Below are 26,536 nucleotides of genomic sequence, written 5' to 3'. Positions count from 1 at the left end.
CGCTCTACCAGCTGAGCTATTCTCGCGATTGGAGTGCAAATATATAAAATCAATCTTTAATAATCCAAATGAAATTGGAATAATTTTTCAAAAATATAGTTGCACTTCTATAATTAGTTGATAGGCATTAACATATCAGCTACTTCTTTTATTTTATCTTTCATCTTTTTACGGTGAACGATCATATCTACGAATCCTTTTTCTAATAAAAATTCAGAAGTTTGGAATCCTTCTGGTAAATCTCTACCAATAGTTTCTTTGATAACACGTGGTCCAGCGAAACCAATTAAAGCACCTGGCTCTGCCATGATAACGTCTCCAATTGATCCAAAAGATGCTGTAATTCCTCCAAAAGATGGATTTGTAAGAATTGTAATATATGGAATTTGGTTGTCTGCTAATTGAATTAATTTTGCTTCTACTTTTGCTAATTGCATCAATGATATTGCAGCTTCCATCATACGTGCTCCACCAGATTGTGTAATGATAACGTATGGTGTTTTATTTTTGATGGCATAATCTATTGCACGAGCAATTTTTTCTCCCATTACAGAACCTAAAGAGCCTCCAATAAATTTGAAATCCATACAAGAAATTGTAATGTCACGACCATGCATTTTACCTACTGCATTACGAATAGAATCGTTAAGTCCTGTTTTCTTTTTGATTTCTTTTAAACGGTCCTTGTATGGTTTTGTATCGGTCCAATTTAATGGATCTTTACTTTCTACATTTGCGTCTAATTCTGTGAATTTTCCTTCGTCGAATAAAATTTCAAAATATTCTTGAGAACCAATTTGTACGTGATGATCGTCTTCTGGACTTACATACGCATTTGCTTTTAGTTCTTCAGTTTCAATAATTTTTCCTGATGGAGTTTTATACCACAATCCTTTTTTAACGTCTTTTTTAGATTCTGTAGGAGTTGTGATATTTTTCTTGCTTCTAATAAACCAAGGCATATATTTTGTTTTTATCTGTCTAGAAATTGTCTTAAAAACGGGTTTTAAGAATTATCCTAAAGTATTAATATTATTTAAATCTTGACAAGCTTGAATTAATCTTTCTTTGAAAGATACTTCACCAGCTCTTAACCACACGCGTGGATCGTAGTATTTTTTGTTTGGAGATTCTGTACCTTCTGGATTACCAATTTGTCCTTGTAAATAAGCCGCATTTGCATCGAAATATTTACGAATTCCTTCCATAAATGCATATTGTAAATCTGTATCAATATTCATTTTGATTACTCCGTAGCTGATTGCTTCACGAATTTCTTCTAAAGTTGATCCAGATCCTCCGTGGAATACAAAATCTACAGCGTTATTAACACCATATTTTTCGTTGATGTATTTTTGAGAATTATCTAAAATTTTAGGAGTTAAAACAACATTTCCTGGTTTGTATACACCGTGTACATTACCAAATGCAGCTGCAATCCAGAAATTATCAGAAACAGATTTTAAGTTTTCGTAAACGTAAGCTACTTCTTCTGGTTGTGTGTATAATAAAGAATTATCTACATTAGAATTGTCTACACCATCTTCTTCACCACCTGTAATTCCTAATTCCATCTCCAAAGTCATTCCTACTTTAGACATTCTTTCTAGGTAACGTTTACACGTTTCTACGTTTTCTTCTAATGGTTCTTCAGATAAATCTAACATATGTGAACTAAATAAAGTTTTTCCAAACTTATTGTAGTGTTCTTCGTTAGCATCCATAATACCATCTATCCAAGGTAATAATTTTTTTGCACAATGGTCTGTGTGTAAAATTACTGTAGCACCGTAAGATTCTGCTAAAGTATGAATATGTTTTGCACCAGCAATAGCACCTTTTATAGCAGATATTTGACCTTCTGCTTTTAATCCTTTTCCTGCATTGAAAACAGCACCTCCATTAGAAAATTGTAAAATAATTGGAGAGTTTACTTCTACAGCAGCTTCCATTGCTGCATTGATCGTGTCTGAACCTATAACATTACATGCAGGTAAAGCATATTGATTTGCTTTTGCATCGTTTATAATGTCTTGAACTAATGAACCGGTTGCAACACCGGCAGGAAATTTTCTGCTCATTATGTTAGTTTTTTGTGAAACAAATATAGATGTTTTTTTAGAAAGGATAATTAATTCCGAAGTGGATTCTTGGTTTTAGGATATTAAAATTATTAAATTGCCAACGATCTCCTAATTCGTAAGAAGGATCATAAATTTTGTAACCTAAATCAAATCTTACAATTGCGAATGTCCCAATATGATAACGGAAACCAAGTCCAGATCCAATTCCGAATTCTTTATAAAAGTCTTTAAATTTAAATAAAGTTTCGGGACGATCTTTGTTTATTCCCCAAATATTACCAGCATCAATAAAATATGCGCCTTCTAAACTTCCGAATAAACTGAAACGAAATTCGGTATTGAATAATAATTTTAAACTTTCAAATTCTAAACTCTGATTTTTAGAATTGATACGTGGTTTACTTCCAGGCCCTAGTGTTAATGGTGCCCAACCACGTACATCGTTCGCTCCTCCAGCCGAATAACTACGAACAAAAGGCGCTGTACTAGAATTACCGTAAGGTTGCACAATACCAAATAAAAATCGTCCTGCAATACTGGATTTTGAGTCTAACTTCCATTTACGACGAACGTCTAAATCAAATTTAACAAATTGAGAATATGGTATTCCAAATATTAAACCTGTTTCTTTATCATTTGTATCTTCTGCATGATTAAAACCAAAAGCTTTATCTAATGTTCTTAATAAGTTTCCCGCTAATTCTATTCGTGCTTGTATAAACCACGGATTATTTTTTGGACGAAAAGAGTTTTCTTCGTTGAATGTGAATTGATAAATAAACGAGTTAATAACCACGTTTTGTGAAATATTTGCTTTACGATAAAGCATGTTTTCAAATTCGACATATAATCTTGCATCTTCTCCAGTTAATGAACTCTGAAATCCTTTGTCAATTTCTATTGCGCTTGTAAGTTCATCATCTGTCACATAAATAGGTGCATTTGGATTATATTTATAATACAAATCCTTGATTAGGTTTTTTGTATCATCATCTTTTTCAAAAACTTCGTAATAGCGATCTTTTTTACGATTATTTACAAATTCTGTATTGAAAATAGAAACTTTATGCTGAAATTCTGAACTAGAAATATCCATATCAAAACCAAAACCATAGGTTGTTTTATCTAAACCTACATTTTTTTGTGTACTTGCATTTGTTCTAATGGCTGACTCAGCAACAAAACGTTTCGGTAAAATATTATCTAAATTAATAGGTGTTAATAAGTACGGAAATTTAAGTTTTGTTTCGATTGCAATTTCATAAGCATTCAAGAAATTTTTGTTTTGAGAAAAATCTTTATCAACAGAACCTAAAGTACCTTTTAGGGTTGTTTCTAAATTTTCTCCACCTCCAAATAAATTTCGAGAAGTTAAACTCAAACCGGGCGAAATAGCAAAATTCATATAACGAGATGCATAACTTTCGATAAAAAGGCTCAAGTCATATTTCTTTTTAGGCGTAAAAAAAACATTTACATCTAAAATAGAATCTCTTTTAGAAATATCGAAACGATGTACATTTACATTATCTTTTTTATAAATATTACGTTTTGTTTGTATTTCTTGACGACGTCTGTATAATTGATTTGGTGTTATAACAAAAGCGTCAGTATAATATTGCGGGCGATATTGCGGCTCGTTTTTATAGAAAACATTGTAATTTTTATACTCTTTTTTGATCAATAGATTTTCGTCTTTTACTTCATCAGCGGAACGCGCATCAGCATAAATATTAATTTTCCCAAAACGATATTGCGTAAAAGGAGTAATACTATCTGTTTTTAGAGAATCTTGTATGTATTTGTCGATATACATTGATATGTCTAAGCGTTTGTCACTTTTTGTTGTGTCAGCTTCAAAGTATAAATCTTCGCCAGTATCGTTAAAATCATAATAACCACGATTTTTTAATAAATCAACAACACGATCACGTTCTTCTTCAAACTTATCAAAATCATATTGATTTCCTTCGTGTAAAGTAGTTTGTTTACCAATTGGCGAATTTAAATATTCTTCTATTTTAGCGTCAGAAATTTTCTGAGTAAATGTTTCAATATAAGAAGGATCTCCTAATTTTATATCATAAATGGTTTCGGCTTTCTTTGTAAGTGAATCTTTTTTGTAAGAAACTTTAACTTTCGAATCAAAATAACCTTTATCATGAAATAATCGATTCAAATTTTTTGCAGAAAATTCAGATTGTTTTTCATCTAACAAAATTGGTGCTTCACCTTGGTTGTAAAACGTACGATTTAACCAAAGATTATTTCCCGCATATTCGCTCAAATTATTTTTAATCAATAAGCTATCCAGTAATTTCTGGTTACGTTGAGAAGCATCAATACGGTAATATTCCTGGAAAGTTTCATCAAACTTAGCAGGTGACCAATTGTAAACCCATTGCCAAACCGGAAAAAAGAGTAAAAACTTTGATGCAGGTTTTTGTTTTACATAATTACTAAGATCTTTGTTGATAATAGCTGTCTTTTTTTTGATGCTATTATCCTCTTTATCAAACTCGAATTTGTTTTTTACAAACAAATATTCTCCCTCAGGAACTTTTTTAGTTGTACTACAGCTATAAAAAAGTAATCCTAAGCAAGAGATAAGTGCTATATTTGTTGTAATTTTTTTTTGCATAAATATGTTATCAAATAACGTTATTAAGATAATAACTTCTTTAGGTTCTAAAAAATATAGACAAAAATATAATATGTTTGTCGTAGAAGGTGTTAAAAATATTGGTGAAGTTATAAAAAGTTCGATAAAGATTAAAGAATTATTTATAACAGAAGATTTTTGGCCAGACGAAACACATATTAAAAAAACGTTTATAGAGGAAAAAGACCTTAAAAAAATAAGTTTTTTAACTACACCAAATGTAGGTTTAGCACTTTGTGAATTACCAAATTATGATGAAAACATTGATTTGAGTGGATTGACAATTGCTTTGGATGATATTAGAGATCCTGGGAATTTAGGTACAATTATTCGTTTAGCCGATTGGTTTGGCGTAGCGCATATAATGTGTACAAAAGAATCTGTGGATATGTACAATCCAAAAGTAATTATGTCGACAATGGGATCTTTTACACGTGTAAAAGTGCATTATATTGATCTAGAAAAATATTTGAAAGATTATAAAGGTCACATTTTTGGAACTTTTATGGAAGGAGAATCAATTTACGAACAAACTTTACCACAAGAAGGTATTTTAGTGATGGGAAATGAAGCAAACGGAATTTCTAAACCGATAGAAGATTTAACGACCAATAAACTAAGTATTCCTTTTTTTGGAACAAATGGTTCTACCGAAAGTTTGAATGTAGCTGTTGCAACAAGTGTTATTTTGGGCGAATTTAAATCTCAATTAGCGCATAAATCATAAAAAAAACATAATATTTAGATTCCTTTGACCAATTTTTAAATAAATCTTTAATTTAGTACAAACAAACAGAAAGATCATAAAAAAATAGATGAAGTATATAGCGATTGTTGCTGCTTCTGCATTACTTTTTTTAGGAAGTTGTAGCAAGAAGGATGTTAACAAAGAAGAGGAAAGAAAAAAGGATCCAAATGCCTTAAAATATGATTCGTTAGATTGGAAAGTAGATTTTAAACCCATGAAATCTTCTCCCGAAGAGATTAATGGATATAAAAATAGATTAGCTACTTTTTACAAAGATTTTTGGGTTGATGGAAAAGTGAGTGGAGGATTTTTGGTTGCTAAAAATGGAGAAATAATTTTTGAAGGCTATCAAGGAATGGCAGATGAACGTCACCAGCGTTCTATTACAGCAGAAACTCCGATTCATATAGCTTCAATTTCAAAAGTTTTTACTTCTATGGCTATCTTAAAATTGGTCGAGAAGAATAAACTAAAATTAGATCAAAAAGTAAACACAATTTTAGAAGGTTTTCCCTACGAAGATATTACGGTTAGACATTTATTAAGTCACCGAAGTGGTTTGCCAAATTATGCAAACGTTTTGTGGAATAATAAAAAGGTGATGATGAATCGTGAAAAACCTATTTCTAACCAAGATGTTTTGGATATTTTTAGAGAATTTGATGTAAAACAAATTCGTGCTACAGACAAAGGATTTTATTATTCGAACACCAATTTTGCATTTTTAGCATTAATTATCGAAAAAATAATGAAAATGGATTATCCAAAGGCTATGAAATATATGGTTTTTGATCCATTAGAAATGAAAAATACGTTTGTTTTTGATTATGATCGTGACAAAGATTCGGTAGCGCGTTCATATAAATACAATGGATATGAATGGGCTTGGGATGATTTTGATAGAACCTATGGTGATAAAAATATTTATTCTACGCCACGTGATTTATTTAAGCTAGATGTAGCAATGTATTCGGATGATTTTTTACCTAAAAAAATAAAGAAAGAAGCTTTTCAAGGATATAGTTACGAACAAAAAGGTTTTAAAAATTATGGACTTGGAATGCGATTGTTAGAATATGATAATGGAAATAAATTATTGTATCACAATGGTTGGTGGCATGGTAATAATACTGTTTTTGTACACGATGTTAAAAATCAATTTACGGTAATTGCATTGGGTAACAAACAGAATAAAAATATATATAGTGCCTTTAGATTGGCTGGACTTACGGGAGCTTATCCATTAAAAGTACCTTCTAAAGATTCGTTGAGATTACATCAATAGAAAAAAAATAGTTCGCATGTAGCGAAAGTAAAGTATAAAAAATGCCTCTGTAAATAACAGAGGCATTTTTTATATGAATGTTTTGTTTAATTTTTAATATCCATAATATCTCGTAAAACATTTCCGAAAATATTAAATCCAAGTACTAATAACATAATAGCTAAACCTGGTAAAATAGCCAAATGTTGTTTGCCTAAAATAATATGACTGTAATGTTCTTTTATAATATTTCCCCAAGATGGAGTGGGAGGTTGAGCTCCAATACCAAGGAAACTAAGACCGCTTTCTACCAAAATTGCTGAAGCAAAATTAGCCGCAGATATTACAATAATTGGCGCTACAACATTGGGTAATATTTGATTGAAAATGATTCGCATATCCGAAAAACCTAAGGCTTTTGCTGCTTCTACAAATTCTTTTTCGCGGTAAGATAAGAATTGACCACGAACAACACGTGCTACTTCTACCCACATTGTTAGTCCAACTGCTATAAATATTTGCCAAAATCCTTTTCCAATTGCTAACGTAATTGCAATAACTAGAAGTAGCGTAGGAATAGACCACACAACATTTATTAACCACATAATAACATCATCTACTTTTCCTTTGTAATAACCTGCTATTGCGCCTAAAGTTACGCCAACTATTAAGGAGATGAAAACAGCAATAAAGCCAATTAAAAAAGAAATTCTTGTTCCGATGATTAATCGCGAATAAAAATCACGACCATAAGTATCTGTTCCTAAAAGATAGGTTTTGGTATAGATAAACTTAGATTCAATATCAGTTGGATTGATGTTGTATTTTGTCCAAGCAGAAATATTAACTTTTATAGGTTCACCACTTAATCCATTGCCTAAATAAGGTACATATTCTACCTCATTTTTATTGATTTTGTAAGCTGTAATACTAATTTGTTCTGAATCGATTTTCTTTCCAAAAAAATAATCTACAAAGTGTAATTTATCTTCATAGTTAGGAAGAGGAATCTCGATTGTTTTTTGCTGATAACCGATAGGTGCGTATGCAATAGCCAAATCTTGTCTGTTTGCATTCTCAGTTTTATCGGCCGCAAAAAGATAAGAAAAGATAGAAATAAGTCCAGCTAATATGATTACACTAAAAGAAAGAACACCAAGGGTGTTCTTTCTTAATTTTTTAAATATTATTTGAGAAAATGAACCGTTTTCTTGCTTCATTATTTTATGTCTCTTAAAACGTTAACCGCTTCGTTTAAGTAAAAATCGCGTTGTAAACCTTTGAACCAGTTTTGACGTTTTGCTTTTAAAACGGTATCGTTTTTAATTGCTGCTTGATCATTTTGATTCATTGTAAATTTGAATGTGTTTTTGTATTTGTCTAACGCTTCAAATTTTTTCACTTTATCTTCACGTGTTTTTCTATAAGCTCTGTAATCAACCAAGTTTAATGGAATTTCTTTTACATCTTCCATAGATTTTACAAATTTGAAACTTTCGTTCATCAAATTTAACTGCGCATTGTTTGCTAAACGTGTTTTACTATTTGCTTTTATTTGCTCTAAATTAAGTGCAGTTGGCCATTTTGCAATAACCAATGGTTTTATTTGATCCCAGTTTAATGCTTCTGGACGAGAACCTTCATTAATATCTTCTAATGTATATTGATCATTTAAGGCAATGTCTGATTGCACACCTTTTAATTGTGTAGAACCTCCATTTACACGGTAAAATTTCTGAATTGTTAACTTGATTGCTCCTAATTCATCGCTTCCAGTATTACGGTCTAATGGTAAAATTGTTTGTACAGTTCCCTTTCCAAATGTTTGTGGAGAACCAACAATAACTGCACGACCATAATCTTGCATTGCTGCTGCAAAAATTTCTGATGCAGACGCTGATAATTCATTTACCATAACGACTAATGGACCGTCATAAGAAATAGAATTGTCTTTGTCTTCGTGTATTTTTAACATACCATCACTACGTCTAACTTGTACAATAGGACCTTGGTTAATAAATAAACCACTAATCTTTACAACTTCTTCTAAAGATCCACCACCATTGTTACGAACGTCAAAAATAAGACCTTTTATGTTTTCTTTTTTCAGTACTTCAATCTCTTTTTTGATATCATCGGTAGGATAACGTCCACCTTCTTTCCCCATTGGAGTATAGAATTCTGGTAAATAAATAATTCCGTATTTATCACCTTTTTCATCTGTAATAACAGACGAACGTGCAAAAACTTCATCATACTCAATTACATCACGAATCAAAGAAATTTGTTGTTGCGAACCATCTTTTTTCTTTACTGTTAATACAACTTCAGTTCCTTTTTTACCACGAATCAAACGAATTGCATCGTTTAGTAACATACCAACAATATTCTTAGGTTCGTCTTTTTTACCTTGTGCAACTTTAATGATTTGATCACCAACTTCCAATTTTCCGTTTTTCCAAGCTGGTCCACCAATTACTAACTCTGCAATTGTTGCGTATCCTTTTTTGTCTTGTAATTTTGCTCCAATTCCTTCCATTTGTCCAGACATTTCGAAGTCGAAATCTTCTTTTCCTGTTGGAGAAAAATAAGAGGTGTGTGGATCATATTGTTCAGAAATAGAATTGATGTAAATTGAAAAATAATTTTCGCGTTTTGTTTGTTTAATTCTTCTGAAATAATCAGAAATTAAATCTTTTACTTCTTCACGCGCCATTTTTTCTACTTCAGCAAAAGGCGTATCCTTTGTAATTTTCTTTTTGTCTTTGTCTGCCAAAGGATCTACTTCAGCTTTTAAAGAGTTCGCATCAATAGAATCTTTCTTTTCGCCTTTCAACTCATCTTGCATGGATACAATTTCCAATAATACATTGTATTTAATGTATTTTCTCCATAACTCTTTCGCGCCAGCTTTATCTTTTGCGTATTTAGAAGTTTTATAATCTATATTATAATTTTCTTTTTGGTTATAATCAAATGGTTTTGACAAAGCTTCCATTGAGTATTTTTCAGCTTCTGCAATTCGTTTATAAATTGTGTCAGCTGTAGAATTATAGAATTTTAAATCTTCATTTTTATAAAAATCATCTAAATTGTGATAATCTTTTTTGAATAAATCATAATCAGATTGTAATAAAAATCTTTTTCCAGGATCGATGTATTCGATGTATTTATTGAATACATTTTCCGAAAATTTATCATCAATTGTTGCTGGTTTATAATGAAGATAGGTTAAAGTATTTCGCGTATTTTTTACGATTAGCTTTTCTTTGTCATCATTAGAATCTAACATCGGTTTACAAAAGCAGAAAGCCAGTAAACTCATCGATAGAAACGATAGTAAAACATATGTTTTTTTAATTAACATATAGCGTTGTTCTTATATAAATTAATAATTTACGAGTCCCCCAAATATAAATAAAAAAGAAATTAGTTGGAAGTTTTTTACATTTGTAAAATAGAATAATAAAAGTAACAATAAAATATGGAAAGACCGCTAATATTAGTGACAAATGATGATGGTGTTACTGCGCCAGGAATCAGAGCTTTGGTCGAGATGGCGAAAGAATTTGGAGATGTTTATGTTGTAGCACCAGATAGCCCACAAAGTGGTATGGGGCATGCTGTAACATTAAATTCGACTTTGTTTTGTGATAAAATAGAGTTGGATGAAGAGATAAATGAGTATGCTTGCTCGGGAACGCCTGTGGATTGTGTAAAACTTGCTGTTTCGCAGATTTTGCCAAGAAAACCAGATTTGTGTATTTCAGGAATCAATCATGGATCAAATTCATCGGTAAATGTAATTTACTCAGGAACTATGTCTGCTGCTGTTGAGGCAGGAATTGAAGGAATACCAGCTATTGGTTTTTCGCTTTGCGATTTTTCTTTTAATGCAGATTTTAAATCTGGAGAAAAATTTATTAAGAAAATTATCGCAGAAGTTTTAGAGCATAGTTTACCAAAAGGTGTTGTATTGAATGTGAATATTCCGAAGTTGAAAGAATTTGAAATTAAGGGTATAAAAGTTTGTCGTCAAGCTGATGCTAAATGGGAAGAAAAGTTTGATAAACGTGAAGATCCTCGTGGTAGAACATATTTCTGGATGAGTGGAGAATTTAAGAATCTTGACAAAGGTGAGGATACTGATGAACGTGCTTTAGCTGACGGTTATGTTTCTGTTGTGCCAGTTCGTTATGATTTGACGGCTCATCATTTTTTACCAGATTTAAGAAATTGGGATTTATAGATTTGTCATTCTGAGTTTGTCGAAGAATCTATGAAGCTGAAATAAATTCAGCTTGACATGATTTGTTATTCTGAACTATTGAGAAATTAGAAAAATTTAAGAACAATAAAAAAGGACTTCAATTGAAGTCCTTTTTTATTGTTGAATTATTTGAAAAAATTATTTTACTGAATTTTTTTCTGCATTACGGTAGAAAGTCTCTTTTTGATCATTTCCTAATGCTTTGTGTGCTTGAATTAAATTACGAATAACCAAACGGTTTGAAGGGTCTAATTCGTACATTTTTTCTAAATAAGGTACAGCTTCTGTAAATAATGCTTTACGCTTTGTTTCAGTTGCTGTATATAAATCTTTTTCCTTTTTAGAAGTTCCTAAGTTATTGTTCATAACTTCAACATAATCTTTATCTTTTTTCAAGATAGCTAAAACTAAATTGTTGTAAGATTCAATATGTTTTGGATTTAATTCAATCGCTTTTTTAAATAAGCTTTTTGCTTCTTCGGTTTTAGTTTCATCATCCAAATATAAAACACCTAAATTATAGTAATTTTGAGCATTATTTGGATCAATCTTAATACTTTCTTCTATGCGTTGACGCATTTTATCACCATTTCCAGAAACTTGGTAAATACCTGTTGCAATGTTGTTAATATCAACATCTTTCGGGTATTTAGCTGTTGCTTCTTCTACAATTGCATCATATTTTTTACCATTGTACAAACCATTTAATGCCAAAACATACATATCTCGGTTATAATCTTTGGTTTGATTGGCAGATTTACCTGTAAATCCTTTTGCAGCTAATTCTTTTATAATTGCTAAAGATTTGTCATATTCTGTTGCGTTATAATAACAAATTGCTGCTTGGTATTTGTAAATTTCTTCTTTTGTACCTAGCGCTTCAACTAAATTATAAACATTTAAGAATTTTACAGCTGCTTCCGAATATTGTTTTGCATCCATTGCTTTGTTAGCTGCATCTAATTCTTTGTTAGCTAAATTAGAAACCTCAGATTGCAATAAAAAACCATATTTCGGTTGTAAAACAACTTCTTTTGCTTTAGCATAATTTTTACCAGCTGTTGCTTTGTCTAAATCTGCTTGTGAGTAATAAAATTCGTCTTGTTTTGTGTCTTTATTTTTTATTTGCCAAGCTTTGCCATTTTCGTATTTTGATAATTTTGCTAAATCTTGACTAGCTTTTGATACATCTCCTTTTACTAAATTTTCTTTAGCAGATTTGTTATATTTTTCTGCTAAAACAGTAGGGTCTGTTGTTAATTCTTCTGTATTTGTTTGTGCAAATGATGTTGACATTGCCAAAACTAAACCTAAGCTAAATAATAATTTCTTCATTTGATTATTCATTATTTGGATCCTCAGCAGGCGTTTCTTCTGCTTGAGTTTCGTTTGTATCGTCTGAATTTTCTACTACAATTGGATTTCCGTCTTCGTCAAGTTCTACTTCGTCTTCTAACTCTTCTTCAACTTCAACTTTTGCAATTGCAGCGATTTCGTCGTTCTTTTTCAAGTTAATTAAACGTACACCTTGCGTTGCACGTCCCATTACACGAATTTCATCTAAACCAGTTCTGATTGCTACACCAGATTTGTTGATAATCATTAAATCATCTTCATCTGTTACAGCTTCTATCGCAATTAGTTTTCCTGTTTTTTCTGTAATGTTCAAAGTTGTTACACCTTTTCCACCACGGTTTGTTTCACGATAATCTTCTATAGATGAACGTTTTCCGTATCCTTGTTCAGAAACAACCAAAACAGTTTGTTTTTCCATATCAGAAACAACGACCATACCAATTACTTCATTATCTGGTGCGTCACCTAAGTTGATTCCTCTAACTCCAGATGCTGTACGACCCATTGGACGAACTTTTTCATCTTCAAAACGAATAGCTTTACCATAACGAGAAGCAATCATAATTTGAGATTTACCATCTGTTAATAATGCTTCTAATAAAACATCGCCTTCGCGAACTGTAATTGCATTAATTCCGTTTGAACGTGGGCGAGAGTAAGCTTCTAAAGATGTTTTCTTGATGATACCATTTTTAGTTACCATAATTACGTAATTATTATTTACGTATTCTTCGTCCATTAAATCGTGTGTACGGATATAAGCTTTTACTTTATCATCTGGTTCGATATTAATTAAATTCTGAATTGCTCTACCTTTTGATGTTTTAGATCCTTCTGGAATTTCGAATACACGCATCCAGAAACATTTTCCTTTTTCGGTAAAGAATAACATGTATTGGTGGTTTGATGCAGAAACCATGTATTCTAGGAAATCTTCGTCACGTGTAGTTGCTGCTTTGTTACCAACACCTCCACGAGATTGTTTGCGGTATTCAGAAAGTGGTGTACGTTTAATGTAACCCATGTGAGAAATTGTTAAAACAACTTTTTCATCAGGAATTAAATCTTCCATATTAAGATCACCTCCAGCATAATTAATATCTGTACGACGATCATCACCATATTTTCTACGAATTTCGATTAATTCATCTTTGATAATTTGCATACGTAAATCTTCGTTTGCTAAAATATCATTCAAATGATTAATCATTTTCATAATTTCTTCGTATTCTTCGCGGATTTTATCAATTTCAAGACCTGTTAATGTACGTAGACGTAAATCTAAAATAGCACGAGCTTGTATTTCTGATAATTCGAAAGCAGACATCAATTCGTTACGAGCTTCTTCTGGAGTTGCAGCGCCACGAATAATTCTGATTGCACGGTCTAAGTCATCTTGAGTTCCGATTACTTTCATGTAACCTTCTAAGATATGTGCTCTTTCTTGTGCTTTTCTTAGTTCGTATTCAGCACGACGAATAACAACTTCGTGTCTGTGTTCTACGAAATAATGAATTAAATCTTTTAGATTTAATTGCTCAGGTCTTCCTTTTACTAATGCAATGTTATTTACACTAAAAGAAGATTGTAATTGAGTAAATTTATATAATTTGTTAAGTACTACATTAGGAACAGCATCCATTTTTAGTACATAAACGATACGCATACCTTTACGGTCAGATTCATCACGAATCTCAGAAATACCATCTAATTTACCATCTTTCACCAACTCTGCAGTTTTTGCAATCATGTCGGCTTTATTTACTTGGTAAGGAATTTCTGTTGCGATGATACAATCACGACCATGTACTTCTTCAAAATTTGTTTTAGCACGTAAAACAACACGTCCACGTCCAGTTTCGAAAGCTTGTTTTACACCATCGTAGCCATAGATTGTTCCTCCTGTAGGAAAATCAGGCGCTTTGATGTGTTGCATAAGTTCGTCAATCGTAATATCACGGTTTTCTACGTATGCAATTGTACCGTCAATTACTTCTGTTAGGTTATGTGGCGCCATATTAGTTGCCATACCAACAGCAATACCCGAAGCACCATTTACTAAAAGTGTCGGAATTTTTGTTGGCATAACTGTTGGTTCTTGAATTGTATCATCAAAATTGAATTGATAATCAACAGTTTCTTTATCTAAATCAGCTAATATTTCGTCTGAGATTTTTTGAAGTTTTGCTTCGGTATAACGCATTGCAGCAGGTGGATCACCATCTACAGAACCGTAGTTACCTTGACCGTCTACAAGCATATAACGTAAAGACCATGGTTGCGCCATACGCACCATTGCGTCGTATACCGAACTATCTCCGTGTGGGTGGAATTTACCTAAAACCTCTCCAACGATACGAGCAGATTTTTTATAAGAACGGTTAGAAAATACACCTAATTCATACATTCCGAATAATACTCTACGGTGTACAGGTTTTAAACCATCGCGCACATCTGGAAGCGCACGAGATACGATTACCGACATCGAATAATCGATATACGCGGATTTCATTTCATCCTCAATATTAATTGGGATTAGTTTTTCTCCTTCAGTCATATTGTTTTGATATATAAGGTGGCTAAGATACAAAAATTAACCATAAAAGAATGTGACGAAATCAAGTTATTTGATGTTTTGTGAAAGTTTTAAGGTTTTATTTTTAATTTTTGATTAGATTGATAAAATTTAGATTTAAAATAAGAATTGTTAATAAAATTTATAAGTTATTGTTTTAAATTTTTATTGCTAAACAAAAAAATGTTTTTATATTTGCACTTCGAAAATTACAAATTGTAGAACGGACACGGTTTATCTATTAATTCATATTTTTTGTAATTTTCAATTTGATTTTTGAATTAATAATATTAACTGTATATTTACAACCCATTCGAGTAATGGATTAGAACTTAGTAAAGATGAGTAAAAGAACATTTCAACCAAGTAACAGAAAGAAAAGAAACAAACACGGTTTCCGTGAGCGTATGGCTTCTAAAAACGGACGCAAAATTTTAGCGGCTCGTAGAAAAAAAGGAAGAGCAGCAGTATCTATTAGTGACGTAAGAGCTAAAAGATAATCTTTTCAAATCATAAAAAATAAGCTTGAGAGTATTTCTTTCAAGCTTTTTTTTTACATTTGTCTCAAAGACTTTAGAAAGTATGGAATCTAATAATGTAATTGAACTTAGTCAATCTTCAATATTTCAACGAAATCACTTGGTTTTATCAGACGTTAATTTTACGCTTAACGAAGGTGAATTTGTTTACCTAATTGGTAAAACAGGAAGTGGAAAAAGTAGTTTATTGAAAGTGCTTTATGGTGATTTACCTTTGCAAACTGGTCAAGGTAAAGTTGTAGGTGTTGATTTGAAAACACTAAAAACAAGTAAAATACCTGATTTGAGAAGACATTTAGGAATTGTTTTTCAAGATTTTCAATTATTAACAGATCGTACAGTAGAACAAAATTTGACGTTTGTTCTGAAAGCAACAGGCTGGAAAGATAAAGTAGCAATTGAAAATAGAATAAATGAAGTTTTAGATTCAGTAGGTATGTTGTCTAAAAAGAAGATGATGCCTTTCCGTCTTTCTGGTGGAGAGCAACAACGTGTGTCTATTGCACGTGCACTTCTTAATCATCCTGAGCTTATTTTGGCCGATGAGCCTACAGGAAACTTAGATCCAGAAACATCTAATGATATTATGGATTTGTTATTATCGGTTTCTAAAGAAAATAATTGTGCAGTTGTAATGGCAACACACGATTATGAGATAATTCGTCGTTATCCTGCGCGTAAAGTACGTTGTGAGGACGGAAAATTATTTGAAGTTGTAGAAGCAATTACAGAATAAAATTATTTAAAACAATATATTTTAAAAGAAAGAGTTTACATTTATGTAGACTCTTTTTTTATTTTTAAACAATTCGTATGATTTCAATTTTAGTTCCTGTCTATAACTGGAATATTAGAGATTTAGCTGAGGAGTTAAATCGTCAGATTTCTGAGTTGGAAACTGAGATAGAAGTTATTTTTTATGATGATTTTTCATCAAATAAATCTTTGGTTGAATGTAATCAATCAATAATTAATCAGTTTGGATTTACGTATTATATTTCAGATGAAAATAAAGGAATTGCAGATGCACTTAATTTTTTGTTTACTCTAGCGAAATATGATTGGTTAATTTACTTAGATGCGGACGTTTTACCTGTAAAAGAGTTTTTTTTAAAAGAATATTTGCAGTTAACAAGAAATAAAAAAGAGGTTTTTTGTGGTGGACTTTTGTATCAAGATGAAGAACCATCTGAGGGAATTTTACGTTGGAAATATGGACGAAAATACGAAGTTCAGGCTACAGAAGAAGCGAATGAAAATCCGTATCTAAACTTTAAAACATGTAATTTTCTAATTCATAAATCGGTATTGCAAAAAAATAAATTTAAATCAGACAAAAAATTATATGGTGGTATAGATACACTTTTTGGTTTAAGTTTAAAAAATATTGATGTTAACGTCCTTTTTATAGAAAATAGAGTTTATCACCTAGGATTAGAGAGTAATAAATGTTTTTTGAATAAGACAAATTTAGCAATTGAGAGTATGATTAGATTGTATGAAAATCAAGATAATATTATAGATAATACTCGATTGGTTGAATTTTATTTAAAATTAAAAAAATATAAATTGGTTTATTTATTTAGGATTCTATTCAAAAAAATAAGACCTTTTATGTATAGAAATTTAATTTCTAATAATCCATCTATCAACATTTTTCAAATTTATAAATTAGACTTGCTTTTGAGTAAAATGAATCACAAATAATAAATTTAATAATAGAAATTTTCTTAAATTTATATGAATTAACACTAAAATATGAACCGAACTGAGTATGCAAATATAATTCTACACCGGATTTCTGATAAAAAAGAAGAAATAAAAAAACAGTATAATAGTAGTAAAAATGAAATCGGATATTTCTGGATTGATGATTTATTGCCAGAGGATTTAGCTTTGGAAATAAGTCAAGTTTTTCCAAAAAAGGAAGACATGGTTTTGAAAAAAAGTTTGAAAGAAGATAAATATATTGCTGTTCAAATGAATCAATATCATTCTGATTTAGAGGAAATCATTTATGCCTTTCAAGACGAGCGAATTGTGTATTTGATTGCAGAAATTTGCGAAATAAAGCAACCAATTCCAGATACATCTCTTTATGCAGGAGGATTGTCTATGATGGGGAATAGCCAATTTTTACAGCCACATTTGGATAATTCGCACGATGCAAAAAGAGAATTGTGGCGAGTTTTGAATTTATTGTACTATGTAACACCAAATTGGAAAGAAGAATATGGTGGGAATTTAGAGATATGGCCAAATGGTCTGAAAAATGATCAAATAACCATTTTTAGTAAATTTAATCGATTAGCTGTTATGGCTACACATAACAATTCGTTGCACTCGGTTTCGCCAGTTGTGTATGACGGATTTAGAAAATGTGTTTCGAATTATTATTTTTCGAAAGAACCATTAAGAAAAACAGATACTTTTCATGTAACCTCGTTTAGAGGACGTCCTGAACAAAAAGTTTTAGATCAATTTTTACAAGTTGATAATGCGCTACGAATGGGAGTGCGTAAGATTTTTAAGAAAGGAATTGTCGAAAATTCACATATTTATAAAAAATAAAAAAAAATAGATTAGTTTTTGCTAATCTATTTTTTTATCTGTTCGAAAATAGTTTTTAATTTATTTTCTTCATTTTCCCAACAAAGCTCTTTTGCAGCTTCTTGTAAATTTGTTTTATACGCTTTTTTTCCTTCGTTTAAGATTTCTTGTAATTTTTCTGCAATATGTTTTGGGTTGTGATTATCAATCACTTTTCCTACTTTATATTCTTCTATTGTTTTTTTTATTTCAGGAAGATTTGTTCCTAAAATTGGAATACCAGCCTGCATAAAGTCAAATAATTTATTCGGTAGAGCATAACGATAGCTTAGACCTAGATCTTCTTCCATACTCATTCCTATTTCGGCTAAAGGTGTAATAGTTTTTAAAGTTTTTGGGGGAATATTTCCTAAAAAATGGATGCGATTGGTCAAATTTAAATCTCTCACCATTTGTTCGTATTCTGTTTTTTTAGGCCCATCGCCAGCAATCCAAAATTGACAATTATCGATATGTAAAAAAGCTTCTATCATTTTATCGATTCCTCGACTCATGTTGATTGCGCCTTGATACATTACAATTTTTTCGTTAGTTGGATTTGGAGGTAGATGAAAGAAAATAAAATCTTGTTTATCGTTTAATTTTGTTTGGTTGGGAACATTTCTAATCACAGCCGGATTAGCGCCATATTCTTTTTTGAACCAATTTGCATATCCATCGCTTACGGTATAAAAGTGCTTGACTTTCGGAATTAAAAATCTTTCTAAGGTTTTCCAAACTTTTTTTGTTTTTGGACGATTGTTTAAAGAAGGCAACTCCGAAAAAATTTCATGACTATCAAAAACCAAAGGCAAACGATATAGTTTACTTACCAAATAAAAAGGTAATAAACTGTCTAAATCATTGGCTAATAAAATAGTTTTTTTGTCTGATTTTTTTAATAATGTAAAAAATAATTTAAAATTAAATTCAGCATACATTTTTGCAGAAGATTGATTTTTCATGTCAATAAAATGCGTTTTGTATGGTTTATTCAAATTTGGTTTTCCACGTAAAGTTGTCCCAATTAATTCGACATCATATCCAAAACTTATTAAAGAATGGCAAACTTTATCAAGTCGTTGATCTGTTTCAATGTTATTTATAACAGCAGATAGAATTTTCAATTTCAGTATGTTTTATTATTTTCCAGGTTTGAAAGCAATATAATAAGCTTGTACTAAAAATAAAATAGCATTTGGTATAAGAACTGGCCAAGCATCGTACATCCATGCATAAATTACAAAACATACACAACCAATTGCATTGATAACTCTAATGGTTGTAATCTTTGAAAAAAAGAATGCTAATACGATAAATACTGATGCCAAGTAACCAAAAATATCGGCTACATTGATGTTAGATAAAAAATCCATAAAACGATAAATAAGAATGATAAAGTATAGGCAAAATTATGAAAAATAAGTCGATAACTTTGCTTAAATTTGCAAGATGATAGAAACTTTATCAAACATAAAACACAAAGATTCGTCAAACTTCTTTTTACTTGCTGGTCCATGTGCCATCGAGAGTGAAGATATGGCGTTGAGAATTGCGGAACGTGTAATTACTATTACAGATAAATTGGAGATTCCTTATATTTTTAAAGGATCATTCAAAAAAGCAAATCGTTCTCGTATTGATAGTTTTACAGGAATTGGAGATGAAAAAGCATTAAAAATTATCCAGAAAATTGGAGAAACTTTTGATGTACCTACAACTACTGATATCCACGAGCCTTTTCATGCAGAAATGGCAGCGGCTTATGTTGATGTTTTACAAATTCCTGCATTTTTAGTTCGTCAAACAGACTTAGTTGTTGCAGCAGCAAAAACGGGTAAACATGTGACACTAAAAAAAGGACAATTTCTTTCGCCAGAAGCAATGAAATTTCCAGTAGAAAAAGTTACAGATTCTGGTAACAGTAATGTTGCAATTATAGAGCGTGGTACAATGCTAGGTTATGGAGATTTGGTGGTAGACTATCGTGGAATTCCTGTGATGCAAAATTATGCACCAGTTATTTTAGATGTTACACACTCACTTCAGCAGCCAAATCAGGCTTCAGGTGTTACTGGAGGTAAACCAGAGTTAATAGAAACAATTGCCAAAGCAGGTATTGTAGTAGGAGCTAATGGTTTGTTTATAGAAACGCATCCAGATCCTAAGAATGCAAAAAGTGATGGAGCAAATATGTTACAATTAGACTTGTTAGAAGGTTTGTTAACAAAATTGGTTAGAGTTCGTCAATCAATTCTATAATAAGATTTTAAAATAATTTATTAAATAATACTTAATCAAATGGTTAAGTATTTTTAATTTTTTAGATATGAATAATTTAATTCAGAAATACAATATTCCAGGACCTCGTTATACAAGTTATCCAACTGTACCTTTTTGGGACAATGATAATTTCACAAAACAAGGTTGGATAGAAACTTTTCAACGATCTTTCGATGAAAGTAATGAAGCAGAAGGAATATCAATTTACATACATTTACCATTTTGTGAGGCTTTATGTACATTTTGTGCATGTAACAAACGTATTACGAAACAACATTCAGTAGAAGTTCCGTACATCGATACAGTGCTAAAAGAATGGAAATTATATGTAGATTTGTTTTCTACTCGTCCCAAAATCAAAGAAATACATTTGGGAGGAGGAACACCAACATTTTTTTCGCCAGAAAATCTGAAGAAATTAATAGATGGAATTTTTGAATATGCGGATATTGCCGAAGGACATGAATTTAGTTTAGAAGGTCATCCAAATAATACAACAAAAGAGCATCTACAAGTTTTATTTGATTTAGGTTTTAGACGAATTTCGTACGGTGTACAAGATTATGATCTTAAAGTACAAAAAGCGATAAATCGTGTTCAACCTTTCGAGAATGTGAAGCAAGCAACGGAAGAAGCGCGCGAAATTGGATTTACATCTGTTTCTCACGATTTAATTTTCGGACTTCCACATCAAACGATGGAAGGAATGACGGAAACAATTAATTTGACAAAACAATTAAATCCAGATCGTATTTCTTTCTATAGCTATGCGCATGTGCCGTGGATAAAAGGTGTTGGTCAACGTGGTTTTCACGACGAAGATTTACCATCGCCAGAATTGAAACGTGCTTTGTACGAAGAAGGAAAGCAAATGTTCGAGGATATGGGTTATTTCGAAGTAGGAATGGACCATTTTGCTTTAGAGCAAGACTCAATGTATCAATCAATGAAAAATGATACGTTGCACCGTAATTTTATGGGGTATTCTTCTTCTAAAACACAATTAATGGTTGGTTTGGGAGTTTCGTCTATCAGTGATTCTTGGTACAGTTTTGCTCAAAATGAGAAGACGGTAGAAGAATACGAAAAATCAATAAACAACGGAGAATTATCAGTTTTCAAAGGACATATTTTATCAGAAGAAGATTTAATTATGCGTCGTCATATATTAAATTTGATGTGTAATTTACAAACATCTTGGGCAGACGAAAATGCTAAAATAAACGATGTAGATCGTATAAAAGCAATGTTACAAGGTATGGTGAATGACGGTTTGATAGAGTTTGTTCAAGATGGATTAATCGTAAAAGAAGAAGGTCGTCCATTCGTAAGAAATGTTTGTATGCCATTCGATAAGAGAATGATAGATAATGAACCCGAAACACGAATATTCTCAATGACAATCTAATTAATTTTAGATAAATTTGCGAATCTTTATTAAAAAAAGTATATATTTGAATATCTCACAATAATGAAAGAAATAGAAATCCACGGTAAAAAATTTATACCGTACATCGCGTTTGAAGAAATAGAACATGCTATCAAAAACATGGCAAACGAAGTTTACGAAGAATACAAAGACGAAAGACCAATTTTTATCGGTGTATTAAACGGAGTTGTAATGTTTTTCAGCGATTTCTTAAAACAATACCAAGGAGAATGCGAAATTTCTTTCTTGAAATTAAAATCTTACGAAGGTACCGAGTCTACAGGAAAAGTTGAAATTGAGATGGATATCCCAATGAATATCGAAGGTCGTCACGTAATTATTTTAGAAGATATTGTAGATACAGGAAATACATTAGTAGAATTACACCGTATTTTACAAGAAAAAAAGGTGAAATCTCTTAAAGTTGCAACATTGTTGTTCAAACCAGAAGCTTACAAAAAAGACTTAAAAGTAGATTTAGTTGGAATTTCTATTCCAGATAAATTTGTAGTAGGTTACGGGTTAGATTTCGATGGTTTAGGAAGAAATTTACCAGATATTTATCAAATAAAACATTAAAAATAAAATGCTAAACATTGTATTGTTCGGACCTCCTGGCAGTGGTAAAGGAACGCAAGCTAAATTCTTAGAAGAAAAATACCAAACTCCTCAAATTTCAACGGGCGATTTATTTCGTTTCAACTTGAAAAACGAAACTGAGTTAGGAGCATTGGTGAAATCTTATATGGACAAAGGGCAATTGGTTCCTGATGAGGTAACAACAAATATGCTTGTTGATCATTTAGAAAACAATCCAAATCCGCAAGGTTATATCTTTGATGGTTATCCTCGTACAACTTCTCAGGCAGAGGCTTTAGATAGAATTTTGACAGATAAATATGATAGCGAAGTTACGATAACTTTAGCTCTTGTTGTAGATGACGAAATTTTAGTTCAACGTTTATTAGAGCGTGGAAAAACATCTGGTCGTGCTGATGATGTAGACGAAACAATTATTCGTGATCGTATCACAGAATATTATACAAAAACTGCAATTGTAGCGGAACACTACAAAGCGCAAGGAAAATGGGTTGAAATAGATGGAGTAGGTACTATAGAAGATATTACTGAAAAATTGAACGCAGCAATCAAAGAAGTTTTATAAGAACTACTTTTACATATTACAGAAAAGGATTCTCAATTGAGAATCCTTTTTTTATTTTGATAATAGTGATGTTATTCCTTCATTTTGAAATAAAATTTGACCAATTTTTAAATCAGACCAACCATCTTTTAACTTATAAGTAAAGATTGGTTTATTGTTTTCTATTCGACTTTCTATATAGAAATTTCCAGTTTTATTTTCCTTAATTTCATTAAGATTATTTAATAAATGTAAATGAGTTGAAATTAAAAAATAAGATGCATTATAAGTCAACAATCCTTTTATAGTTTCAGAACTTATCGCAATAGCATCTTCAATATTTGTACCTTTAAAAAGTTCATCAAAAATTACAAAACAACGTTTTCCTTCATGATATTTTTCTAAAACTTTTTTCAATGATATAATTTCATTCATAAAATGACTATAACCACTTTTTAAATCATCTTGATGATTTATTGAAATCGAGAAATAATCAAAAAACGGAAAATTAGCTTCTTTCGCAGGAACAGCAATCCCGAGATGACCTAAATAAATACTTATAAAAATGCTTTTCAAAAAAGTAGATTTCCCAGACATATTTGGTCCCGTCAAAAGAATTACATTTTTATCAAAAAAAACATCGTTAGATACAGGCTTTTCCAGAAGTGGATGATAGACATCTTTTATCGAAATATCATGATCTATAAATGATGGAAATGTAAATTTATTAAATATACAACCTTGTGATATAGAGAAATACGCTTCAGATTTTAAAAGAATATCATAAAATTTCTGAAACTCATTTTTCTTAGATTTTATTTTTTTTGAAAGAGAAATAATGTCTTTAATCTTATAATTATTCAATGATTTATAATAATCAATTTCGAAAAATGAGATAAAATCAATCATATAATCTAAGTCTTTAACATAAGAAGTAGGGAAATCAGTTTTATTTATTTTCTTTAGAAATGAATTTAAAATTTTTTCAAAAAGTGAAGTAAATTGAATTATTTTTGATTGTATTTCTTGTTTTACTTTTGAGAAAATGATTAAATCAAGTTTAGAAATATCTAATTCATCATAAGAAGCTTGTGTCAAGAAATTATGTACTTGATGAAAATAAATTTTAGAATAAGTATAATTTTCTAAGTTCGATTCATTTTTTATAAAACCCTTTATAATAATTTGTCGAGCGTATATTTCTTCTTTATTTTTTAAGGTGAAATTTAGTAAATCAAACAATTTATATTTAGAAATATCATTTAAACAATAATCAAATAAAGGAAAAATCTCTTTCTTTAAATTTAAATCATTGATATTATTACTCATTTTAATTTAGGATTTTATTTATCCTTAAAAATAAGAAAAAGTTATATTCAAAACAAAGGATTCTCACAACGAGAATCCTTTGTTTATTTTTCAACCTGAATTTATTTTAGATTTTTATAATTTGAAATTATGATTAATTTATAAAATTTGAAATTGATTTTTCCCATTCGTTAGAAAAATGATTTAAATAGTTTTCATGTCCAGCTGATTCAAATATCTTTAATTTTTTGTTTTTTGAATTAATATTTTTGAAAATATTATCAATCTCAATTCTTTTTACATTCTTATCTTTTGCTCCGTACATCAGAAGAACAGGTTGAGTAATGTTTTTAGAATATTCTTCTGGATTATGGTTAAAAGCCCAAAAACCATTTATTGTACCACCCCAAAAAGTTAATAAATAAGAAAGTGGAAAAGTAGGAACATTCATATTCTCAAATCTATTTTCTACAGTTTGTTGCATTGTAGCGAAAGGACATTCAATTATTACTTTTTTAGGATTTAGTTTAAATTCAGAAATAGCTTTCATAATTGAAACTGCTCCCATAGAATTACCATAAAGTATGATATTATGGTTACTTTTTAAGGCATAATTATATACTGTAGCCACATTATTTGCTTCTAAATAACCAATTGTAGTTTGATATCCTTCCGAATTTCCACAACCCATAAAATCTGTTAAAATAGTAGAATATCCCATTTTATTAAAAAATTCTGCATTTTTAATAAGTGAAGATTTTTCTGATGAATAACCATGAAATAGTAAAACAATTCCTTTAGAATTTGGAATAATATTTTCCCAAATTTCTATTTCTACATTACTTTGTAGTTTCTTGGAAACTGTATTGGTCGGTATTTCTCCAATATATTTAGGCTTCGGATTATTAACGCCAAAAATTAACGTATTAATTTTCTCTAATGTATTTAATTTACTTGGTGATTGAGTTTTGTTAGAGCTTTCTTCTTTTTGAAAATGAGTAAATTTATATGAATGAAATAATGAAATAATATTCATGAAAATGAAACAAATTATTAAACTATAAATTAAAAATTTGATTGTTTTTTTTATTAATGATACTTTTTTCATTAGATTGTTTGTAACTAATTCATTTATATAAAAGTAAACGAAAACTAATCGTAAATATTTTATTTAGTTCTCAACCAATTCCTTACAAATATCTTTCACAATACGTGGACCTTCGTAGATAAAACCTGTATAAACCTGTAATAAACTTGCACCAGCTTCCAGTTTTTCTTTCGCATCTTCGGCAGAATGTATTCCGCCAACACCAATAATAGGAAAAGCTTTGTTTGATTTTTCTGAAATATAACGAATCACTTCTGTAGAGCGATTTTTAAGTGGTTTTCCCGAAACGCCACCTGCTTCTTTTATTAGTTCAGGATCAGAAATTAATCCATCTCTCGAAATAGTTGTATTTGTAGCAATAACTCCCGAAATTTTAGATTCTGTCACAATATCAATAATATCATCTAATTGAGAATCGGTTAAATCTGGTGCTATTTTAAGTAAAATTGGCTTAGGATTTTCGTTTTGATTATTATATTGTTGCAAATAATTCAGAATATACAACAAGGGTTCTTTTTCTTGTAAATCGCGTAGTCCAGGCGTGTTTGGCGAACTTACATTTACCACAAAATAATCAACATAATCAAACAACGCATTGAAACATTTGATATAATCATCAACAGCATCTTCGTTTGGAGTCAATTTATTTTTACCAATATTTCCACCAATTATGTATTGATCACGATTTTTTAATTCTTTTAGTTTAGAAACTGCAAAATCAACACCTTTATTATTAAAACCCATTCGATTAATAATTGCTTCATCGTCAACCAAACGAAACATTCGTGGCGCATCATTTCCTGGTTGAGGTTTTGGTGTTACAGTTCCAATTTCAATAAATCCAAATCCGAAGTGGTTCAATTCTTCAATATATTCGGCATTTTTATCGAAACCTGCGGCTAAACCAATCGGATTTTTGAATTTAATTCCGAAAACTTCTCGCTCTAAACTTGGGTGATTATATTGATAAAATTTGTCCAATAATTTTCCAACTCCAGGAAAAGCCGCATAATTTTGTAAGTTGCGTGTCACAAAATGATGTGCTTCTTCGGGCTGTAATTGAAAAAGAATGTTTTTGATTTGTTTGTACATGCTGCAAAATTAAGAATATCCAATTAATATTCGAATTAACCAGCGAACTGTTTTAAATTATTTCGAAAGATTTTGATTATTAGCG

23 protein-coding genes are annotated in these 26,536 nt (G+C 30.6%); 11 read left to right on the top strand and 12 right to left on the bottom strand.

Annotated features, from left to right (window positions below; translation table 11 throughout):
* Positions 1 to 113: 113 nt before the first annotated feature.
* The 3 genes from accD to tamL are packed head-to-tail and all read right to left on the bottom strand — an operon-like array spanning position 114 to position 4,725.
* On the bottom strand, positions 114 to 962 hold the full coding sequence (gene accD / locus RSC72_RS02405; protein ID WP_332566053.1) for an acetyl-CoA carboxylase, carboxyltransferase subunit beta: 849 nt from the start codon (positions 960 to 962) through the stop codon (positions 114 to 116).
* 51 nt (positions 963 to 1,013) lie between these two features.
* Positions 1,014 to 2,081, bottom strand: a complete 1,068-nt coding sequence (gene fbaA, locus RSC72_RS02400; RefSeq protein ID WP_332544876.1) for a class II fructose-bisphosphate aldolase — start codon at positions 2,079 to 2,081, stop codon at positions 1,014 to 1,016.
* A gap of 37 nt (positions 2,082 to 2,118) precedes the next feature.
* Positions 2,119 to 4,725, bottom strand: a complete 2,607-nt coding sequence (tamL, locus tag RSC72_RS02395; RefSeq protein ID WP_332544877.1) for a translocation and assembly module lipoprotein TamL — start codon at positions 4,723 to 4,725, stop codon at positions 2,119 to 2,121.
* 4 nt (positions 4,726 to 4,729) lie between these two features.
* Between tamL and RSC72_RS02390 the strand changes: the two genes are divergently transcribed.
* Positions 4,730 to 5,473 (top strand): TrmH family RNA methyltransferase, encoded by a 744-nt coding sequence (locus RSC72_RS02390; protein WP_332544878.1) that lies wholly within the window; start codon positions 4,730 to 4,732, stop codon positions 5,471 to 5,473.
* Between the two features lie 88 nt (positions 5,474 to 5,561).
* Positions 5,562 to 6,779, top strand: coding sequence for a serine hydrolase domain-containing protein (locus RSC72_RS02385; protein WP_332544879.1), 1,218 nt, complete (start codon positions 5,562 to 5,564; stop codon positions 6,777 to 6,779).
* Between the two features lie 86 nt (positions 6,780 to 6,865).
* Here RSC72_RS02385 and RSC72_RS02380 read toward each other — a convergent pair whose 3' ends face one another.
* Both RSC72_RS02380 and RSC72_RS02375 read right to left on the bottom strand, forming a co-directional pair.
* Complete coding sequence (locus RSC72_RS02380) at positions 6,866 to 7,978, bottom strand: ABC transporter permease (RefSeq protein ID WP_332544880.1); 1,113 nt, start codon at positions 7,976 to 7,978, stop codon at positions 6,866 to 6,868.
* A complete protein-coding gene (locus RSC72_RS02375) occupies positions 7,978 to 10,050 on the bottom strand; it encodes a carboxy terminal-processing peptidase (RefSeq protein WP_332544882.1) in 2,073 nt (690 codons plus the stop codon). The genes RSC72_RS02380 and RSC72_RS02375 overlap by 1 nt, the downstream gene beginning before the upstream one ends.
* 192 nt (positions 10,051 to 10,242) lie before the next feature.
* Here RSC72_RS02375 and surE point away from each other — a divergent pair, with 192 nt between their 5' ends.
* Complete coding sequence (gene surE, locus RSC72_RS02370) at positions 10,243 to 11,007, top strand: 5'/3'-nucleotidase SurE (RefSeq protein WP_332544884.1); 765 nt, start codon at positions 10,243 to 10,245, stop codon at positions 11,005 to 11,007.
* Positions 11,008 to 11,166: 159 nt separating this feature from the next.
* On the opposite strand, the gene RSC72_RS02365 is transcribed toward surE, so the two are convergent.
* Both RSC72_RS02365 and gyrA read right to left on the bottom strand, forming a co-directional pair.
* Positions 11,167 to 12,363: a tetratricopeptide repeat protein gene (locus tag RSC72_RS02365; protein WP_332544886.1), complete on the bottom strand. Its 1,197-nt coding sequence runs from the start codon at positions 12,361 to 12,363 to the stop codon at positions 11,167 to 11,169.
* Between the two features lie 4 nt (positions 12,364 to 12,367).
* Entirely contained in the window at positions 12,368 to 14,941 is a 2,574-nt protein-coding gene (gyrA, locus tag RSC72_RS02360) for a DNA gyrase subunit A (protein WP_332566052.1), read from the bottom strand.
* A gap of 359 nt (positions 14,942 to 15,300) precedes the next feature.
* On the opposite strand from gyrA, the gene rpmH reads away from it, so the two are divergent.
* From rpmH to RSC72_RS02340, 4 genes are all read left to right on the top strand, one after another.
* On the top strand, positions 15,301 to 15,459 hold the full coding sequence (gene rpmH, locus RSC72_RS02355) for a 50S ribosomal protein L34 (RefSeq protein ID WP_092906023.1): 159 nt from the start codon (positions 15,301 to 15,303) through the stop codon (positions 15,457 to 15,459).
* Between the two features lie 82 nt (positions 15,460 to 15,541).
* Complete coding sequence (locus RSC72_RS02350; protein WP_332544896.1) at positions 15,542 to 16,234, top strand: cell division ATP-binding protein FtsE; 693 nt, start codon at positions 15,542 to 15,544, stop codon at positions 16,232 to 16,234.
* A 77-nt stretch (positions 16,235 to 16,311) separates the two neighbouring features.
* Positions 16,312 to 17,205, top strand: coding sequence for a glycosyltransferase family 2 protein (locus RSC72_RS02345; RefSeq protein ID WP_332544898.1), 894 nt, complete (start codon positions 16,312 to 16,314; stop codon positions 17,203 to 17,205).
* 51 nt (positions 17,206 to 17,256) lie between these two features.
* Complete coding sequence (locus RSC72_RS02340) at positions 17,257 to 18,069, top strand: 2OG-Fe(II) oxygenase (RefSeq protein ID WP_332544900.1); 813 nt, start codon at positions 17,257 to 17,259, stop codon at positions 18,067 to 18,069.
* A gap of 26 nt (positions 18,070 to 18,095) precedes the next feature.
* Here the strand turns inward: RSC72_RS02340 and RSC72_RS02335 are convergent, their stop codons facing one another.
* Both RSC72_RS02335 and RSC72_RS02330 read right to left on the bottom strand, forming a co-directional pair.
* On the bottom strand, positions 18,096 to 19,214 hold the full coding sequence (locus RSC72_RS02335) for a glycosyltransferase (protein ID WP_332544902.1): 1,119 nt from the start codon (positions 19,212 to 19,214) through the stop codon (positions 18,096 to 18,098).
* Between the two features lie 15 nt (positions 19,215 to 19,229).
* Entirely contained in the window at positions 19,230 to 19,463 is a 234-nt protein-coding gene (locus RSC72_RS02330) for a uroporphyrinogen decarboxylase (RefSeq protein WP_332544904.1), read from the bottom strand.
* Between the two features lie 76 nt (positions 19,464 to 19,539).
* Between RSC72_RS02330 and kdsA the strand changes: the two genes are divergently transcribed.
* The 4 genes from kdsA to RSC72_RS02310 all read left to right on the top strand — a co-directional run bounded on the left by kdsA (position 19,540) and on the right by RSC72_RS02310 (position 22,964).
* Positions 19,540 to 20,349 (top strand): 3-deoxy-8-phosphooctulonate synthase, encoded by an 810-nt coding sequence (gene kdsA / locus RSC72_RS02325; RefSeq protein WP_332544906.1) that lies wholly within the window; start codon positions 19,540 to 19,542, stop codon positions 20,347 to 20,349.
* A gap of 67 nt (positions 20,350 to 20,416) precedes the next feature.
* Positions 20,417 to 21,778 carry an oxygen-independent coproporphyrinogen III oxidase gene (gene hemN, locus RSC72_RS02320; protein ID WP_332544908.1) on the top strand — a complete coding sequence of 454 codons (1,362 nt, stop codon included), beginning with the start codon at positions 20,417 to 20,419 and terminating at the stop codon, positions 21,776 to 21,778.
* A 63-nt stretch (positions 21,779 to 21,841) separates the two neighbouring features.
* A complete protein-coding gene (gene hpt / locus RSC72_RS02315; RefSeq protein ID WP_332544910.1) occupies positions 21,842 to 22,378 on the top strand; it encodes a hypoxanthine phosphoribosyltransferase in 537 nt (178 codons plus the stop codon).
* A gap of 7 nt (positions 22,379 to 22,385) precedes the next feature.
* On the top strand, positions 22,386 to 22,964 hold the full coding sequence (locus tag RSC72_RS02310) for an adenylate kinase (RefSeq protein WP_332544912.1): 579 nt from the start codon (positions 22,386 to 22,388) through the stop codon (positions 22,962 to 22,964).
* 51 nt (positions 22,965 to 23,015) lie between these two features.
* Here RSC72_RS02310 and RSC72_RS02305 read toward each other — a convergent pair whose 3' ends face one another.
* From RSC72_RS02305 to RSC72_RS02295, 3 genes are all read right to left on the bottom strand, one after another.
* Complete coding sequence (locus tag RSC72_RS02305) at positions 23,016 to 24,272, bottom strand: MutS-related protein (protein ID WP_332578400.1); 1,257 nt, start codon at positions 24,270 to 24,272, stop codon at positions 23,016 to 23,018.
* A gap of 133 nt (positions 24,273 to 24,405) precedes the next feature.
* Complete coding sequence (locus RSC72_RS02300; RefSeq protein ID WP_332546449.1) at positions 24,406 to 25,287, bottom strand: alpha/beta hydrolase; 882 nt, start codon at positions 25,285 to 25,287, stop codon at positions 24,406 to 24,408.
* A gap of 135 nt (positions 25,288 to 25,422) precedes the next feature.
* Positions 25,423 to 26,451 (bottom strand): quinone-dependent dihydroorotate dehydrogenase, encoded by a 1,029-nt coding sequence (locus tag RSC72_RS02295; RefSeq protein ID WP_332546448.1) that lies wholly within the window; start codon positions 26,449 to 26,451, stop codon positions 25,423 to 25,425.
* Between the last annotated feature and the right edge of the window lie 85 nt (positions 26,452 to 26,536).

The organism is Algoriella sp., from assembly GCF_036647415.1.
Taxonomy (GTDB): Bacteria; Bacteroidota; Bacteroidia; order Flavobacteriales; family Weeksellaceae; genus Empedobacter.
This window is presented reverse-complemented; position numbering and strand designations above follow the sequence as displayed.